The sequence below is a fragment of the Streptomyces shenzhenensis genome (genome assembly GCF_003688995.1).
GTDB classification, from domain to species: Bacteria; Actinomycetota; Actinomycetes; order Streptomycetales; family Streptomycetaceae; genus Streptomyces; species Streptomyces shenzhenensis_A.
On sequence record NZ_PENI01000033.1, the window covers coordinates 82,443 to 96,589 of the forward strand.

A 14,147-nucleotide genomic window follows, 5' to 3' on the forward strand; every position below is an offset into this window, starting at 1 on the left:
CGGTTCGCGGTCCACTCGGGCCATGAGCAGCGAACCGCCCCCCGGCTCAGGACAGCAGCCACCGGGAGAAGACCCGTTCAGGAAGCCGCCCCCGTCCGGCCCGGGGTCGGGTTCGCCCTACGACACCCCGCCCGGCGGCCAGGGCGGACAACCCACGCCCCAGGGCGGTGGGGGAGAGCAGCCCCCGCCACAGGGCGGCGCGGGCGGTCCGCAGCCCCCGCCCGGCGGTGGCGGGCAGCCGCCTCCGTACGGCGGTGAGCAGCCCCCGCCCTACGGCGGCCAGCAGCCTCCGCCCTACGGCGGCGGGCCCTACGGCGGTGGGCCCGCCGACCCGCTCGCCGGTATGCCGCCGCTCGCCGACAGCGGCAGGCGGACCCTCGCCCGCATCATCGACCTGATCCTGGTCGGCATCGTCGTCTGGCTGCTCACCTGGGCCTTCGGGGTGCGCGAGTACGAGGTGAACAGCGACCGGGTCGAGGTCGGCAAGTCGTTCGCGCAGTCGCTGACCGCCGCCGTGCTCTACATCGCCTACGACACCGTCCTGATCTCCAGGACGGGCCAGACCCTGGGCAAGAAGTGGCTGGGCATGCGCGTGGCCAACCTGGACAACGGCTCCACGCCCTCCGTACAGACCGCGCTGGTCCGCGCGCTGGTGCTGTGGATCCCGTTCGCCTTCTGCTGCGCCTGCATCTGGACCGCGATCTGCGGCGGCTGGAGCTTCTTCGACCGGCCCTACAAGCAGGGCCTGCACGACAAGGCCGCCAAGACGGTGGTGGTCAGCACCGGCTGAGCCCGGTGGGCCGCACGAGCCGCCCGGAGACGACAGCAGTCGGCGGGTCCGTAACCCTCACGGACCCGCCGACTTCGTGTGTCACTCAGCGAGCGGTGGGCTCGCGCACGGGCTCGGCCACGGCGGCCACCGGCTCGCGCGGCGCCGGCACCACCCGCTCGGTGGTGGCCGGCGTCCCGGCCGCCGGGTCGACCGTAGGGGGCTTGGGCAGGGGGACCGTCAGGGCGACCAGCAGCCCCAGGGCGAGCGCCGCGAGGGCGATCACGGCGATCCCCACTCCCGAACTCGTCTGCGACAGCAGCAGCATGGCGAGCGTCGAGAAGATCACGGTGCATGAACCGTAGGCGAGCTGTGCGGCAGTCGGACGAGGCATGGCAATCGTGTCCTCGGAGGATATTGGGGGTGCGGCGGGCAACCGGCCGGGCTTTTCCGCCGACTTCCGGACGTTCCACATTCGACTCTATTCGCGTGCATGCCCGAGTGGAACGGCCGGTAAGCATGGCCTAACCCACGGTACCGGTGCACAGGGGGCGCACGGAGTCATGCGTCCAGCAAGTGGACGGTCTCACGCGCCGGTTGGGTATGCCACCGGCATCCGGTCGAACGGGCGCCGTACATAGTGCAGTTGACCGGCTCAAGTCAAGATCTGTCTTTTCTCTTAAACCTCTAGTCAAATGTCGTCACTTGACTACACGCGTTGATCAGGCGCGCACGGACCCTCCAAGCCCGGAACCCCCCTTCCGTGCGCGGCGACGCGGGGGAGGAACTCAAGTGACCAGCAGACCCTGGACATTCAGAGTCGCCGCCGTCGGTGTTGCGCTCGCGGCGGCCTCGGCCTCGTTCGCGACGTTCGCCGTCGCGGAGGCGAGCACCACGGCCGCGTCGGCCGCCGCGAACCGGCACGACCCGGCCCCGGTGAAACAGGAGGCGCACAACCTCGACGGCCCGCTGAGCAGGACCCAGGAGGCCCAGCGGCAGGAGGCCCTCAACCAGGTCATCGCCGGCAAGGCCCAGGTGAAGGACCGCGACGGTTCGAAGGTCGTCCGGCTCGACAGCAGGAAGGGCGGCAGCAAGTACGTCGAACTGGGCCGGGAGAAGACCGACAAGATCTTCACGATCCTGGTCGAGTTCGGCGACCAGGTCGACCCCCGGTACGGCGGCTCCGTCGGCCCGCTGCACAACGAGATAGCGGCGCCCGACCGCACCAAGGACAACAGCACCGACTGGAAGTCCGACTACAACCAGCAGCACTTCGAGGACCTCTACTTCGGCACCGGCAAGAACACCGAGTCGCTGAAGAAGTACTACGAGAAGCAGTCCTCGGGCCGCTACTCGGTGGACGGCGAGGTCTCCGACTGGGTCAAGGTCCCCTACAACGAGGCCCGTTACGGCAACAACGCGTGCGGCGCCAGCACCTGCTCCAGCGTCTGGAACGTCGTCCGCGACGGCCTGAACGCCTGGGTCGCCGACCAGCAGGCGGCCGGCCGCTCCGACGCCGACATCCAGGCGGACGTGGCCCAGTACGACCAGTGGGACCGCTACGACTACGACGGCGACGGCGACTTCAACGAGCCCGACGGCTACATCGACCACTTCCAGATCGTGCACGCCGGCGAGGACGAGTCCGCGGGCGGCGGCGTTCAGGGCGAGGACGCCATCTGGGCCCACCGCTGGTACGCCTTCGGCAGCGACGCCGGCGCCACCGGCCCCGACCAGAACAAGCTCGGCGGCACGCAGATAGGCACCACCGGCATCTGGGTCGGCGACTACACCATCCAGCCGGAGAACGGCGGCCTGGGCGTCTTCGCCCACGAGTACGGTCACGACCTCGGCCTGCCGGACGAGTACGACACCGCGGGCGGCGAGAACTCCACCGGTTTCTGGACCCTGATGTCGTCCGGTTCCTGGCTCGGCCGGGGCCAGGAGGCCATCGGCGACCTGCCCGGTGACATGAACGCCTGGGACAAGCTCCAACTGGGCTGGCTGAACTACGACGTGGCGAAGGCCGGCACCAAGTCCTGGCACAAGCTGGGCCTCGCCGAGTACAACACCAAGTACCGGCAGGCGCTGGTCGTCGCGCTCCCGGACAAGGCGGTCACGACCGAGGTCGTCACCCCGGCGCAGGGCTCGACCCAGTGGTGGAGCGGCAGCGGTGACAACCTCAAGAACACGCTGACCCGTTCCGTGGACCTGACCGGCACGTCCTCGGCCCTGCTGACCCTGGACGGCTGGTACGACATCGAGGCCGAGTACGACTTCCTCTACACCGAGGTGTCGACCGACGGCGGCGCCAACTGGACCGCGCTCGACGGCACGGTGGACGGCCGGCCCATCCCGCGCGACGGCAGCGACAAGCCGGCCCTGACCGGCACGATCGACGGCTACGCGCAGCTGTCGTACCCGCTGGACGCCTACGCGGGCCAGGAGTTCCAGCTGCGCTTCCGCTACCAGACCGACGGCGGTGTGGCGCAGAAGGGCTTCGCGGCCGACCGGATCACCGTGACCGCGGACGGCGCGACGGTCTTCTCGGACGACGCGGAGAGCGCGGACGCGGCCTGGACGGCGAACGGCTTCTCCCGGATCGGCGCGTCCTTCACCAAGGACTACAAGCAGTACTACGTCGCCGAGAACCGTCAGTACGAGTCGTACGACACGACGTTGAAGACCGGCCCGTACAACTTCGGCTTCTCGACGACCCGTCCGGACTGGGTGGAGCACTACCCGTACCAGAACGGCCTGTTGATCTGGAAGTGGGACACCTCCCAGCAGGACAACAACACCAGTGCCCACCCCGGTACCGGTCTGATCCTGCCGGTCGACTCGCACCCGACCGCTCTGCGGTGGTCCGACGGCACGCTGATGCGCAACCGCATCCAGGCCTACGACTCGACGTTCGGCCTGGAGCGCACGGACGGCATCACGCTGCACAAGGCGGGCGTGCCGACCGTGATCAGGTCGTCGAAGGGGGTGCCGGTCTTCAACGACCGCACCAACACCTACTACGACCCGGCGAACCCGGCCGGTGGTGTGAAGATCACTGACACCAACACCAAGATCAAGATCAATGAGCAGGCCCGCGACGGCTCGACGATCGAGATCGAGGTCGGTCCCGCGGTGAAGTAGTCTGCATTTCCGCAGGTCAGAGACGTATCGGCGGCGACCCCTTGGCGGGTCGCCGCCGATCGTGTTTAGGTGCGTCCTGTGACGCTCTTATTGACACCGACCAAAACGGGGATGTGACTGAATGGCCGCAGGAGGTTTCTGCAAGCTGCCGAACGGCACGGTGGTGGTGGCGCTGAATCTGCCGAGCCCCACCGCCGACGGCACGCCCGCGTGCGGGGTGCGGGTGCTCGTGCACGCCCAGAACCGGGCGCGGGCCCTGACCCGGCTGCGCAACCTGGGCATGCGGGCGGTCTACCTGCGCGGCAACGCGGCCCCGCCGACGCCGGACGAGATCACGGCGGTCCTGCACCATCCGGACGGCCTGATATGGCGCACCGCGCCGGCCGCGGATGTCACGACGGCGGATCTCCTGGAGCTGTGGCACCCGATCAGGGCGCTCCTACGCCGTAGCGCTCCGCTGGGTGGGGCGTAGCGCTCCGCTGGGTGAGGCGAGGTTGTTGATCGTGTGCGGCTGCGTCGTGGCTGGTCGCGCAGTTCCCCGCGCCCCCTTCGGGGCGCGGTCCGGTCTCGGCTACACGATTGGTTTGCCTGTGAGGGTGATTCCTGCTTCTTGTAGGTCCTCCAGGGCGCGCTGGGTCGTGGCCTCGGAGACTCCGGCGGTCAGGTCCAGCAGGACGTGCGTGCGGAACCCCTCCCGCGCGGCGTCCAGCGCGGTGGCGCGCACGCAGTGGTCCGTGGCGATCCCCACCACGTCCACCTCGTCGACCTCACGCGCCCTGAGCCAGTCGGCCAGGGAGACCCCGTTCTCGTCGGCGCCCTCGAAGCCGCTGTAGGCCGCCGCGTACGCCCCCTTGTCGAAGACGGCGTCTATCGCCCCGGAGGCGACCGCGGGGGCGAAGTTCGGGTGGAAGCCCACGCCCTCCGTGCCGGCGACGCAGTGCGCGGGCCAGGAGTGCACGTAGTCGGGGTTGTCGGCGAAGTGGCCACCGGGCGCGATGTGGTGGTCACGGGTCGCCACCACGTGCCGGTAGCCGGCCGGAGCCTGGCCGATCAGCTCGGTGATGGCGGCGGCCACATCGGCACCCCCGGCCACCGCGAGACTGCCCCCTTCGCAGAAGTCGTTCTGCACGTCTACGACGATCAAGGCGCGGCGCATGGTCGGTGTCCTTCGACTGGCGGTCCCCAGCTCCCAGAGCCGGGGGAGGGAGAGGGAGGGTACGAGCCTAGAGACTTCGGCGGCGGTGCGGGAGGGGGCATGTGGTGGTTCCCGCTCTAGGCCCTGTCGTCGAATTCCCTCCCCCAGCCTCCGGCCGGGAGGTGCCCCCAGCCCCGCGACGCCATGCACGCACTCTCGCCGCACCGGACACAGGCCCGAGTACGTCCAGTACGAGGGCCCGCGCCCGGCACACCGAGAGCACGCACCTGACGCCGCAGGGCCCGCCCTCCGGGCGAACGACGGGAATTTGACGACAGGACCTAGCTACCCGACCGCCCCGCGACATACTCCGTCGGAATGACGGGTTCCCCGCGCGACAGCTGGGTAGCGGACAGCGGCAGATTGGCGCGGGCCGCGGCGTGCCGGTCACGTACGGCGTCCAGCGGCTCGCGGGCCACCACCTCACCGCCCTTGACCAGCTCGACCAGGAGCTGCCGGTCGGCCAGGTCCGCGGGCACCGGCCCGGTGCCGATGACCTCGGCCTCCGCCACCCCGTCCGGGTCCAGCCGCCGCGCGGCCCACTTGCGCCCGCCGATGGAGGTCTTGCCGCCGGTGGACCGCTTGGCCACCGGCACCAGCGGCGCCTGCGGGTCGGTGGACTCGGCGCGCGCCACCAGCTTGTAGACCATCGAGCAGGTCGGATGCCCGGAGCCGGTGACCAGCTGGGTGCCGACGCCGTACGCGTCCACCGGGGCGGCGGCCAGTGAGGCGATCGCGTACTCGTCCAGGTCCGAGGTCACGACGATCCTGGTGCGGACGGCGCCCAGCTCGTCCAGCTGCTGCCGCACCCGGTGCGCGACCAGCAGCAGGTCACCGGAGTCGATGCGCACCGCGCCCAGCTCCGGGCCGGCGATCTCGACCGCGGTCCGGACGGCCTCGGCGACGTCGTAGGTGTCCACCAGCAGGGTGGTGCCCCGCCCGAGCGAGTCCACCTGGGCCCGGAAGGCGTCCCGCTCGTGGTCGTGCAGCAGGGTGAAGGCGTGGGCGGAGGTGCCCACCGTCGGGATGCCGTAGCGGAAGCCGGCGGCCAGGTCGGAGGTGGTGGTGAAGCCGCCGATGTAGGCGGCGCGCGCGGCGGCCACGGCGGACAGCTCGTGGGTGCGCCGGGCGCCCATCTCGATCAGCGGCCGGTTCCCGGCGGCCGAGGCCATCCGGGAGGCCGCGGCGGCGATGGCCGAGTCGTGGTTGAGGATGGACAGGATCACCGTCTCCAGGAGCACGCACTCGGCGAACGTCCCCTCGACCCGTATCAGCGGCGAGCCGGGGAAGTACACCTCGCCCTCGGGGTAGCCCCAGATGTCACCGCCGAACCGGTAGCCGGACAGCCAATGGAGGGTCTCCTCGTCGACGATCTGCTGCTCCCGCAGGAAGCCGAGGACGCCCGCGTCGAAGCGGAAGTTCTCGACCGCGTCCAGCACGCGTCCGGTGCCCGCCACGACGCCGTAGCGGCGCCCGTCCGGCAGCCGCCGGGTGAAGACCTCGAACACGCTGCGCCGTCCGGCGGTGCCCGCCTTGAGAGCCGCCTGCAGCATCGTCAGCTCGTACTGGTCCGTGAAGAGCGCGGTGGACGGCACGTCCACCGGGAGCCCAAGGTCCGCTGTGTCCATGGCCCCGCATGCTACCCCCATTTCGTCAGTGTGACGATTTTTGTTCGGCGTGGCAGCATGGGCGATGTGACGTCACCCGCGCCCGTAGAGATCGAACGCACCGAGTCGGCGGAGGAGGTCTTCGCCGTACCCGAGCCCGACGTCCCCTGGGTCACGATCGTGCACAACGACCCGGTCAACCTCATGAGCTATGTGACGTACGTCTTCCAGACGTACTTCGGCTATCCCAAGGACAAGGCCACCAAGCTCATGCTCGACGTCCACCACAAGGGCCGGGCGGTCGTCTCCAGCGGCAGTCGCGAGGAGATGGAGCGCGACGTGCAGGCCATGCACGGCTACGGTCTGTGGGCCACCCTCCAGCAGGACCGGAAGTAACGACCTCACCGATGCCAGGACACTTCGAACCGCTCCCCGGCGGCGGCGCGGCCGTCGCGCTCGACGACGTCGAGATCTCCATCATCCGGTCGCTGGCCGTCCAGCTGCTGGAACTGATCGGCCCCGGCCCCGCCCCGGACACCCCCGCCGACCCGCTCGCCGAGCTGTTCGCCGAGGGCCCCAGCGAACCGCCCGCCGACCCGGTGCTGCGCCGTCTCTTCCCGGACGCCTACAGCGACCCCGGGCGGGCGCCGGACTCGCCCGAGGAGGCCGAGGAGCGGCAGGCGCACTCCGCCGAGTTCCGCCGCTACACCGAGAACGACCTGCGGGCCGGCAAGCGGGAGAACGCCCTCGCGGTGATCCGCGCCCTGGACGCGCTGGCCCCGGCGGGGGAGGGCGGTGCGGTTCTCAAGCTGTCGCCGGCGGAGTCCCGGCGGTGGCTGGGCGCGCTCAACGATCTCCGGCTGGCGATCGGCTCCCGGCTGGAGATCACCGACGAGGACGACACCGATCTGCTCTACCGGCTGCCGGACGAGGACCCGCGCAAGCCGATGGTGATGGCGTACCTGTGGCTGGGCGGGCTCCAGGAAACCCTCGTCTCGACGCTCCTGCCGTGATGCGCCCCGGTGTCGCGTTCGCTCAGCGGACGCTCAAATCCGGATAACGATCGCGTCACCCATGCGTCCTTCTTTGTGGTGATTGTGCGGCGCTTGTCCCCTTTTCCCCGTGTGATGCGTCACAGTGCACCGGTGTGATCGATATGCCCGGCGTGGTAAATCTTCACGATCGCCCGGCGAACACCACCCATGTTCGACCGGGTGCGCCACCGAGCCGGTGACCACCGGCCAGGCACAACTCCATCAATCCGGGGGGATCGCGATCCGGTCCGGGGCCGACGAGGGGCCTGGATCGGCATGGAGAAAGGCGCACCACACATGACCTCATCGCAGGTCACCGAGGCACCTGAAGAGGGCTACGAGCGCGGGCTCGGCAGCCGTCAGGTCCAGATGATCGCGATCGGCGGTGCCATCGGCGTCGGTCTGTTCCTGGGAGCCGGGGCGAACATCGCCAAGGCCGGACCCAGCCTCATCCTGATGTACGCCCTCGCCGGCGGCGTCATCTTCTTCATCATGCGGGCGCTCGGCGAGCTGCTGCTCTACCGGCCCGTCTCGGGCTCCTTCGCCGAGTACTCCCGGGAATTCCTCGGCCCGTTCTTCGGCTACTTCACCGGCTGGACGTACTGGCTGATGTGGGTGGTGACCGGCATGGCCGAGCTGACGGCCGCCGCGATCTACGTCCACTACTGGTTCCCGTCCGTCCCGCAGTGGGTGACGGCCCTGGTCTTCCTGCTGGTCCTGTTCGTGGCCAACCTGATCTCGGTGAAGCTGTTCGGCGAGATCGAGTTCTGGTTCTCGATGGTCAAGGTCACCGCGCTCATCGGCATGATCGTGATCGGCCTCGGCGTGCTCACCTTCGGCTTCAGCGCGGCCGGCGACACCGCCTCGGTCTCCAACCTGTGGCAGTTCGACGGCTTCTTCCCCAAGGGCATCGGCTCCTCCCTGATGACCCTGCAGGGCGTCATGTTCGCCTACCTCGCCGTGGAGCTGGTCGGCGTCACCGCCGGCGAGTCGGCGAACCCGGAGAAGACCCTCCCGAAGGCGATCAACACCCTGCCCTGGCGGATCGCGCTCTTCTACGTGGGCGCCCTCACCGTGATCCTGTGCGTGGTGAAGTGGACCGAGTTCGCCGAGGGCGTCAGCCCCTTCGTGAAGGCGTTCGCGGTCATCGGCATCCCGGCCGGCGCCGGCATCGTCAACTTCGTGGTGCTCACCGCGGCCCTGTCGTCCTGCAACTCCGGCATGTACTCCACGGGCCGCATGCTGCGCACCCTCGCGGACAACGGCGAGGCCCCGAAGGCGTTCAGCCGGCTCTCGGCCACCAGGACGCCCGCGCTCGGCATCACGGTCTCCGTCGCCTTCATGGGCATCGGCGTGGTCCTCAACTACATCGTCCCGGAGAAGGCGTTCGGCTACGTCACCTCCGTCGCCACCGCGGCCGGCATCTGGACCTGGCTGATGATCCTGATCAGCCACGTCCGCTACCGCCGCGAGGTCGTCGCTGGCCGGCTGCCAGCGTCCTCCTTCCCGGCGCCGGGCGGCTCGGTGTGCAGCTGGATCGCCATCGCGTTCTTGATCTTCGTCACCGGGCTGATCGCCTACGGCGCCGACTCCCGGGTCTGCCTGTACGTGATGGCGGGCTGGGCGGTCGCGCTCGGCATCGGCTGGCTGGTGCTCAGGAGCCGCACACCCGGGCTCACCGACCCCAGCGAACCGGAGCTGGAGAAGGTGGTCTGACCACACCGGGAGAGCACGTCACGGGGACCTCGTCACCGGGGCCCGTTGCCGAGGACGCCCGGCCGCAGCGCGTCACGCGTGGCGCCCGCTGCGGTCGCCGCTCAGGGCGTCCGTCATATGGGCCGCTCCGTACCGACCCTCGGTACGGAGCGGCCCCTCTGCTTATCCTTGCCCGCATGCTGACCATCACCCAGGACCTGTACGACCGGATCGTCGCCCATGCCCGCGAGGACCACCCGGACGAGGCGTGCGGCGTGGTCGCGGGCCCCGCGGGCACCGACCGCCCCGAGCGCTTCGTCCCGATGCTCAACGCCGCCCGGTCGCCCACGTTCTACGAGTTCGACTCGCAGGACCTCCTGAAGCTCTACCGCGAGCTGGACGACCGCGACGAGGAGCCGGTGATCATCTACCACTCCCACACCGCGACCGAGGCCTACCCGTCCCGCACCGACATCGGCTACGCCAACGAGCCCGGCGCCCACTACGTGCTGGTGTCCACGGCGGACGCCGACGGCCTCGGCGAGTTCCAGTTCCGCTCCTTCCGGATCCTGGACGGCGAGGTCACCGAGGAGCAGGTCAAGGTCGTCCAGGCGTACTGATCGACGCATACTGACCACAATTCGGTCAGAATTCATCCACTATGCGAGATCACATTCCAGGAAGCGGACCGGGAATCGATACGATGAGCCCATGGTTCTCCACGACGTGAGCGAGAAGGCGCCGGGCGTGTTGCTCGTGGCGCGGCTGCACGTCGATCTGTGCAGGCTGAACAGCGCCATCTGTTGACGTTTCCCTGCCGCCGTGCGGCCGCGACCCGCGGCGCTCCCCCGTGCCGACAGCCGGGGGACCCCACTGTGCGCCCCGATCCGATTACTTCCGACAGGAGCCCGCAACCATGGCCATCGAGGTCCGCATCCCCACCATCCTCCGCCAGTACACCGACGGTCAGAAGGCGGTGGAGGGCAGCGGTGACACCCTTGCCGCGCTGTTCGCCGACCTCGAGACCCGGCACGCGGGCATCCAGGCCCGCATCGTGGAAGACGGCAAGCTGCGCCGCTTCGTCAACGTCTACCTGAACGACGAGGACGTCCGGTTCGTCGACGGCATCGACACCAAGCTGTCCGACGGCGACACCGTGACGATCCTGCCGGCCGTGGCCGGCGGCATGGCCTGAACGGCCCTGATCCCCGATGCGCTACGACTCCCCGCTCGCCGCGGTGGGCGGTACGCCTCTCGTCCGCCTGCCGCGCCTGTCACCGTCCGCCGACGTCCGGATCTGGGCCAAGCTGGAGGACCGCAATCCGACCGGCTCGATCAAGGACCGCCCGGCCCTGCACATGATCGAGCAGGCGGAGAAGGACGGCCGGCTCACCCCCGGCTGCACGATCCTGGAGCCCACCTCCGGCAACACCGGCATCTCCCTCGCCATGGCGGCCAAGCTCAAGGGCTACCGCATGGTCTGCGTGATGCCCGAGAACACCTCGCAGGAGCGCCGGGACCTGCTCGGCATGTGGGGCGCCGAGATCATCCCCTCGCCGGCCGCCGGCGGCTCCAACACCGCCGTGCGTGTCGCCAAGGAACTGGCCGCCGAGCACCCGGACTGGGTGATGCTCTACCAGTACGGCAACCCGGACAACGCCGGCGCCCACTACGCCACCACCGGCCCGGAGATCCTCGCCGACCTCCCCTCGATCACCCACTTCGTCGCGGGCCTCGGCACCACCGGCACCCTCATGGGCGTCGGCCGCTTCCTGCGCGAGCACAAGCCGGACGTGAAGATCGTCGCCGCGGAGCCGCGCTACGACGACCTGGTGTACGGCCTGCGCAACCTCGACGAGGGCTTCGTACCGGAGCTGTACGACGCCTCCGTGCTCACCACCCGCTTCTCGGTCGGCTCGGCCGACGCGGTCACCCGCACCCGGGAACTCCTCCAGCAGGAGGGCATCTTCGCGGGCGTCTCCACGGGCGCCGCGCTGCACGCCGCGCTCGGCGTCGGCCGGAAGGCGGTGCAGGCCGGCGAGAGCGCCGACATCGTCTTCATCGTGGCCGACGGCGGCTGGAAGTACCTCTCCACGGGCGTCTACACGGCGGCCACGACGGAGCAGGCCATCGAGACACTCCAGGGCCAGCTCTGGGCGTAGGCCCTGTCGTCAAACTCCCTCCCCCAGCCTCCGGCCGGGAGGTGCCCCCAGCCCCGCGACGCCATGCACGCTCCCCCGAGCTCTCGGCTCCGCTCGAGCAGGGGGGACCCCCACGACGCCGCAGGGCCCGCCCTCCGGGCGGACGACGGGAGTTTGACGACAGGCCCTAGGGTCTTTCGTTTGGATCAGGCCGGATCAGGGAGCGGGGTCTGGTGCCGTGGATCGCAAGGCGGAGGAGGGCGGCAGGGCGGAGCCCTGACAACCGACGACAACGCCGCGAGGCGCGGTGCCAGGGCCCGCGAGCCCGGCATGATCCAAACGAGAGGCCCTAGCACCGTAGGACCGCCGCCCCGGGGACCGCCGGGCGGCGGCCCACGGACGGTGGACACCGGGCGGGGCACGCGCGGGATCCGGACGGCCGGGTGGAACGTCTCATCCGTACCAGGGCCGACACCCGGCGGAAGGCGGTCACCCCATGCGCCGTACGACGATCCACCGCACGACGGTCGCCGCCGCGGTGATCGCGGTCCTGCTCGCGGGCTGCGGTGGCGGGACCACAGGGGACGGCACGGGCGGCGGCAGCGGCGCGACGTCGGCCGCCCCGGCCACGCCGACCGGCTTGGGCCCGCGGTCCTCCGGCCCGGCCACGCCCTCCGCTCCGGGCACGCCGTCCGGACCGGGCACGGCACCGGCGACGAGCCCGGCGCCGACGGCCGGGGGCTGTACGACCCGGGCCGAGCTGACCGCCGCCGACAACGGCCGCAGCCTGTGCCTGGCGCGCGGCGGGGTGGTGCGGATCACGCTGGACGGCACCGAGAACCGCCCCTGGCAGCCGCTCACCGCGAGCGGCGACGTGCTGAAGCCGGTCAACCCGGGCTTCGTCATCCTGCCCGGCGACGCGGTCGCCGCCTACGAGGCCGTCGCCCCCGGCACCGCACGGCTCACCTCGTCCCGCCCGCTGTGCCCCGAGGCCGGCCCCGGCCAGGTCTCCTGCCTGGGCATCCAGAGCTGGGCGGTCACGGTACGGGTCCGCTGAGCCGCACCCGCGCGGCCCGGCTCGCGCTCAGGTGGCCAGGTGCCGCACCTGGTCCCACAGGACCGGATCGACCACGCCCACCCGGCGCCGGAAGTCCCACACCGGCACCTGACGCAGCTCGTCCGTCTCCAGGAAGCTCGGGCGGCCGTGCGCGTCCCCGACGGAACCCGGCGGGAGCGGGATCACCCCGGCCCGTTCGTCGTGGTACTTGCTGGTGATCTTCGCCACCGTGGCCCGCCTGCCGTGCACCGCCAGCACCAGACAGGGCCGGTCCGCGACGCCAGGACCGCTTTCGTAGGGCACGTTCGCCCACCAGATGTCACCCGGCCGCGGCCGCTGCGCGCGCGCCCGCGGATGCTCGTCGCGCCCCGGCGGTCGCCTCCTGCGCCGGACCGGGCGACGGCTGCGTCCCCAGCCGTCGACGAGCGTGGCGACCAGCGCGAGCAGTACCACCGCCGCGAGCGCCAGCCACCAGGACGTGTCCATACGGTTGACGGTACCGGCGCGTGCGACCCTGTGCGCGCCCTCGCAGAACAGCCGTGCTTCCGGTCCAGCCGAACCGGTGACACCACAGGTGAGTTCGCCCACAACGGCCCCTGGCGGAGGAGCGACCCGCGCTTTTGCGCCTTACGCTCGACGAACCGCACGACCCCTGTGTGCACCTTTCCTGAACCCCTTTCACCCTGTCTGGAGAGTTCCATCCGGTTCACTCCAGCCGGATTCACCGCCAACGGAGGTTTCTGCTTCATGAAGCTCACCGTCGTCGGCTGCTCGGGGTCGTTTCCGTCCGCGGATTCGGCCTGTTCGAGCTACCTCGTCGAGGCCGACGGCTTCCGGTTGCTTCTCGACCTGGGCAACGGCGCCCTTGGCGAGCTGCAACGCCACTGCGGTCTCTACGACCTCGACGCGATCTTCCTCAGCCATCTGCACGCCGACCACTGCATCGACATGTGCGCCTATTTCGTGGCGCGCTACTACCGGCACGACGGCGGGCGCGCCGCCCCGATCCCGGTCTACGGACCCGAGGGCACGGAACAGCGCCTCACCACCGCCTACGCCGACACCCCCACCGCCTCGTCCATGAGCGAGGTCTTCGACTTCCACACGGTCAAGCCGTCCACGTTCGAGATCGGCCCGTTCACCGTGCACACCGAACGGGTGCGGCACCCCGTGGAGGCGTACGGCATCCGCGTCGAGCACGGCGGGAAGTCGCTGACGTACTCCGGCGACACGGGTGTCACCGTGGCGCTCGACGAGCTGGCCCGGGACACCGACCTGTTCCTGTGCGAGGCCGCGTTCACCTACGGCAAGGAGAACATCCCCGACCTGCACCTCAACGGCCGCGAGGCGGGCGAGACCGCCGCCCGCGCGGGTGCCGGGCGGCTGGTCCTCACCCACATCCCCCCATGGACCGACCCCGAGACCAACCTGGCCGACGCCCGCGCCGTCTTCGACGGCCCGGTGGAGCTGGCGGCGCCGAGAGCGTCGTACGAGATCTAGTCCGT

At 70.3% G+C, this 14,147-nt stretch carries 16 protein-coding genes; 12 read left to right on the forward strand and 4 right to left on the reverse strand.

What is annotated here, in order from left to right; genetic code table 11:
* Positions 1–22 precede the first annotated feature (22 nt).
* A complete protein-coding gene (locus CTZ28_RS36325; RefSeq protein WP_121894006.1) occupies positions 23–790 on the forward strand; it encodes an RDD family protein in 768 nt (255 codons plus the stop codon).
* 85 nt (positions 791–875) lie between these two features.
* Here the strand turns inward: CTZ28_RS36325 and CTZ28_RS36330 are convergent, their stop codons facing one another.
* Positions 876–1,163 carry a hypothetical protein gene (locus CTZ28_RS36330; RefSeq protein WP_121894007.1) on the reverse strand — a complete coding sequence of 96 codons (288 nt, stop codon included), beginning with the start codon at positions 1,161–1,163 and terminating at the stop codon, positions 876–878.
* A 398-nt stretch (positions 1,164–1,561) separates the two neighbouring features.
* Between CTZ28_RS36330 and CTZ28_RS36335 the strand changes: the two genes are divergently transcribed.
* Both CTZ28_RS36335 and CTZ28_RS36340 read left to right on the forward strand, forming a co-directional pair.
* Entirely contained in the window at positions 1,562–3,913 is a 2,352-nt protein-coding gene (locus tag CTZ28_RS36335; protein WP_121894008.1) for an immune inhibitor A domain-containing protein, read from the forward strand.
* Between the two features lie 121 nt (positions 3,914–4,034).
* The gene (locus CTZ28_RS36340; RefSeq protein ID WP_121894009.1) at positions 4,035–4,385 is read left to right on the forward strand and encodes a hypothetical protein; all 351 of its coding nucleotides are present in this window, start codon (positions 4,035–4,037) and stop codon (positions 4,383–4,385) included.
* Positions 4,386–4,484: 99 nt separating this feature from the next.
* Here the strand turns inward: CTZ28_RS36340 and CTZ28_RS36345 are convergent, their stop codons facing one another.
* Together CTZ28_RS36345 and CTZ28_RS36355 are read right to left on the reverse strand one after the other, a co-directional pair.
* A complete protein-coding gene (locus CTZ28_RS36345) occupies positions 4,485–5,069 on the reverse strand; it encodes an isochorismatase family protein (protein WP_121894010.1) in 585 nt (194 codons plus the stop codon).
* 320 nt (positions 5,070–5,389) lie between these two features.
* Positions 5,390–6,736, reverse strand: coding sequence for a nicotinate phosphoribosyltransferase (locus tag CTZ28_RS36355; RefSeq protein ID WP_121894011.1), 1,347 nt, complete (start codon positions 6,734–6,736; stop codon positions 5,390–5,392).
* Positions 6,737–6,793: 57 nt separating this feature from the next.
* On the opposite strand from CTZ28_RS36355, the gene clpS reads away from it, so the two are divergent.
* The 8 genes from clpS to CTZ28_RS36395 all read left to right on the forward strand — a co-directional run bounded on the left by clpS (position 6,794) and on the right by CTZ28_RS36395 (position 12,642).
* Positions 6,794–7,111: an ATP-dependent Clp protease adapter ClpS gene (gene clpS, locus CTZ28_RS36360; RefSeq protein WP_121894012.1), complete on the forward strand. Its 318-nt coding sequence runs from the start codon at positions 6,794–6,796 to the stop codon at positions 7,109–7,111.
* Between the two features lie 11 nt (positions 7,112–7,122).
* A complete protein-coding gene (locus tag CTZ28_RS36365; RefSeq protein ID WP_121894013.1) occupies positions 7,123–7,728 on the forward strand; it encodes a DUF2017 domain-containing protein in 606 nt (201 codons plus the stop codon).
* Positions 7,729–8,046: 318 nt separating this feature from the next.
* Positions 8,047–9,465 (forward strand): amino acid permease, encoded by a 1,419-nt coding sequence (locus tag CTZ28_RS36370; protein ID WP_121894014.1) that lies wholly within the window; start codon positions 8,047–8,049, stop codon positions 9,463–9,465.
* Between the two features lie 176 nt (positions 9,466–9,641).
* The gene (locus CTZ28_RS36375; RefSeq protein WP_121894015.1) at positions 9,642–10,064 is read left to right on the forward strand and encodes a M67 family metallopeptidase; all 423 of its coding nucleotides are present in this window, start codon (positions 9,642–9,644) and stop codon (positions 10,062–10,064) included.
* A gap of 91 nt (positions 10,065–10,155) precedes the next feature.
* Positions 10,156–10,251 (forward strand): putative leader peptide, encoded by a 96-nt coding sequence (locus CTZ28_RS49385; protein WP_310887643.1) that lies wholly within the window; start codon positions 10,156–10,158, stop codon positions 10,249–10,251.
* Between the two features lie 109 nt (positions 10,252–10,360).
* Positions 10,361–10,639, forward strand: coding sequence for a MoaD/ThiS family protein (locus CTZ28_RS36380; protein ID WP_121894016.1), 279 nt, complete (start codon positions 10,361–10,363; stop codon positions 10,637–10,639).
* Between the two features lie 16 nt (positions 10,640–10,655).
* The gene (locus CTZ28_RS36385) at positions 10,656–11,606 is read left to right on the forward strand and encodes a PLP-dependent cysteine synthase family protein (protein ID WP_121894017.1); all 951 of its coding nucleotides are present in this window, start codon (positions 10,656–10,658) and stop codon (positions 11,604–11,606) included.
* Positions 11,607–12,081: 475 nt separating this feature from the next.
* Positions 12,082–12,642, forward strand: a complete 561-nt coding sequence (locus CTZ28_RS36395; RefSeq protein WP_121894018.1) for a hypothetical protein — start codon at positions 12,082–12,084, stop codon at positions 12,640–12,642.
* 27 nt (positions 12,643–12,669) lie between these two features.
* Here CTZ28_RS36395 and CTZ28_RS36400 read toward each other — a convergent pair whose 3' ends face one another.
* Positions 12,670–13,128 (reverse strand): type II toxin-antitoxin system PemK/MazF family toxin, encoded by a 459-nt coding sequence (locus CTZ28_RS36400; protein ID WP_121894046.1) that lies wholly within the window; start codon positions 13,126–13,128, stop codon positions 12,670–12,672.
* Positions 13,129–13,389: 261 nt separating this feature from the next.
* Between CTZ28_RS36400 and CTZ28_RS36405 the strand changes: the two genes are divergently transcribed.
* Entirely contained in the window at positions 13,390–14,142 is a 753-nt protein-coding gene (locus CTZ28_RS36405; protein ID WP_121894019.1) for an MBL fold metallo-hydrolase, read from the forward strand.
* Positions 14,143–14,147 lie beyond the last annotated feature (5 nt).

Bases quoted from the DNA above. Each gene is read 5' to 3' on its own strand.
- CTZ28_RS36325 (WP_121894006.1), top strand. From the start codon at position 23: ATGAGCAGCGAACCGCCCCCCGGCTCAGGACAGCAGCCACCGGGAGAA.
- CTZ28_RS36330 (WP_121894007.1), bottom strand. From the start codon at position 1,163: ATGCCTCGTCCGACTGCCGCACAGCTCGCCTACGGTTCATGCACCGTG.
- CTZ28_RS36340 (WP_121894009.1), top strand. From the start codon at position 4,035: ATGGCCGCAGGAGGTTTCTGCAAGCTGCCGAACGGCACGGTGGTGGTG.
- CTZ28_RS36345 (WP_121894010.1), bottom strand. From the start codon at position 5,069: ATGCGCCGCGCCTTGATCGTCGTAGACGTGCAGAACGACTTCTGCGAA.
- CTZ28_RS36355 (WP_121894011.1), bottom strand. From the start codon at position 6,736: ATGGACACAGCGGACCTTGGGCTCCCGGTGGACGTGCCGTCCACCGCG.
- clpS (WP_121894012.1), top strand. From the start codon at position 6,794: ATGGGCGATGTGACGTCACCCGCGCCCGTAGAGATCGAACGCACCGAG.
- CTZ28_RS36365 (WP_121894013.1), top strand. From the start codon at position 7,123: ATGCCAGGACACTTCGAACCGCTCCCCGGCGGCGGCGCGGCCGTCGCG.
- CTZ28_RS36370 (WP_121894014.1), top strand. From the start codon at position 8,047: ATGACCTCATCGCAGGTCACCGAGGCACCTGAAGAGGGCTACGAGCGC.
- CTZ28_RS36375 (WP_121894015.1), top strand. From the start codon at position 9,642: ATGCTGACCATCACCCAGGACCTGTACGACCGGATCGTCGCCCATGCC.
- CTZ28_RS49385 (WP_310887643.1), top strand. From the start codon at position 10,156: ATGGTTCTCCACGACGTGAGCGAGAAGGCGCCGGGCGTGTTGCTCGTG.
- CTZ28_RS36380 (WP_121894016.1), top strand. From the start codon at position 10,361: ATGGCCATCGAGGTCCGCATCCCCACCATCCTCCGCCAGTACACCGAC.
- CTZ28_RS36385 (WP_121894017.1), top strand. From the start codon at position 10,656: ATGCGCTACGACTCCCCGCTCGCCGCGGTGGGCGGTACGCCTCTCGTC.
- CTZ28_RS36395 (WP_121894018.1), top strand. From the start codon at position 12,082: ATGCGCCGTACGACGATCCACCGCACGACGGTCGCCGCCGCGGTGATC.
- CTZ28_RS36400 (WP_121894046.1), bottom strand. From the start codon at position 13,128: ATGGACACGTCCTGGTGGCTGGCGCTCGCGGCGGTGGTACTGCTCGCG.
- CTZ28_RS36405 (WP_121894019.1), top strand. From the start codon at position 13,390: ATGAAGCTCACCGTCGTCGGCTGCTCGGGGTCGTTTCCGTCCGCGGAT.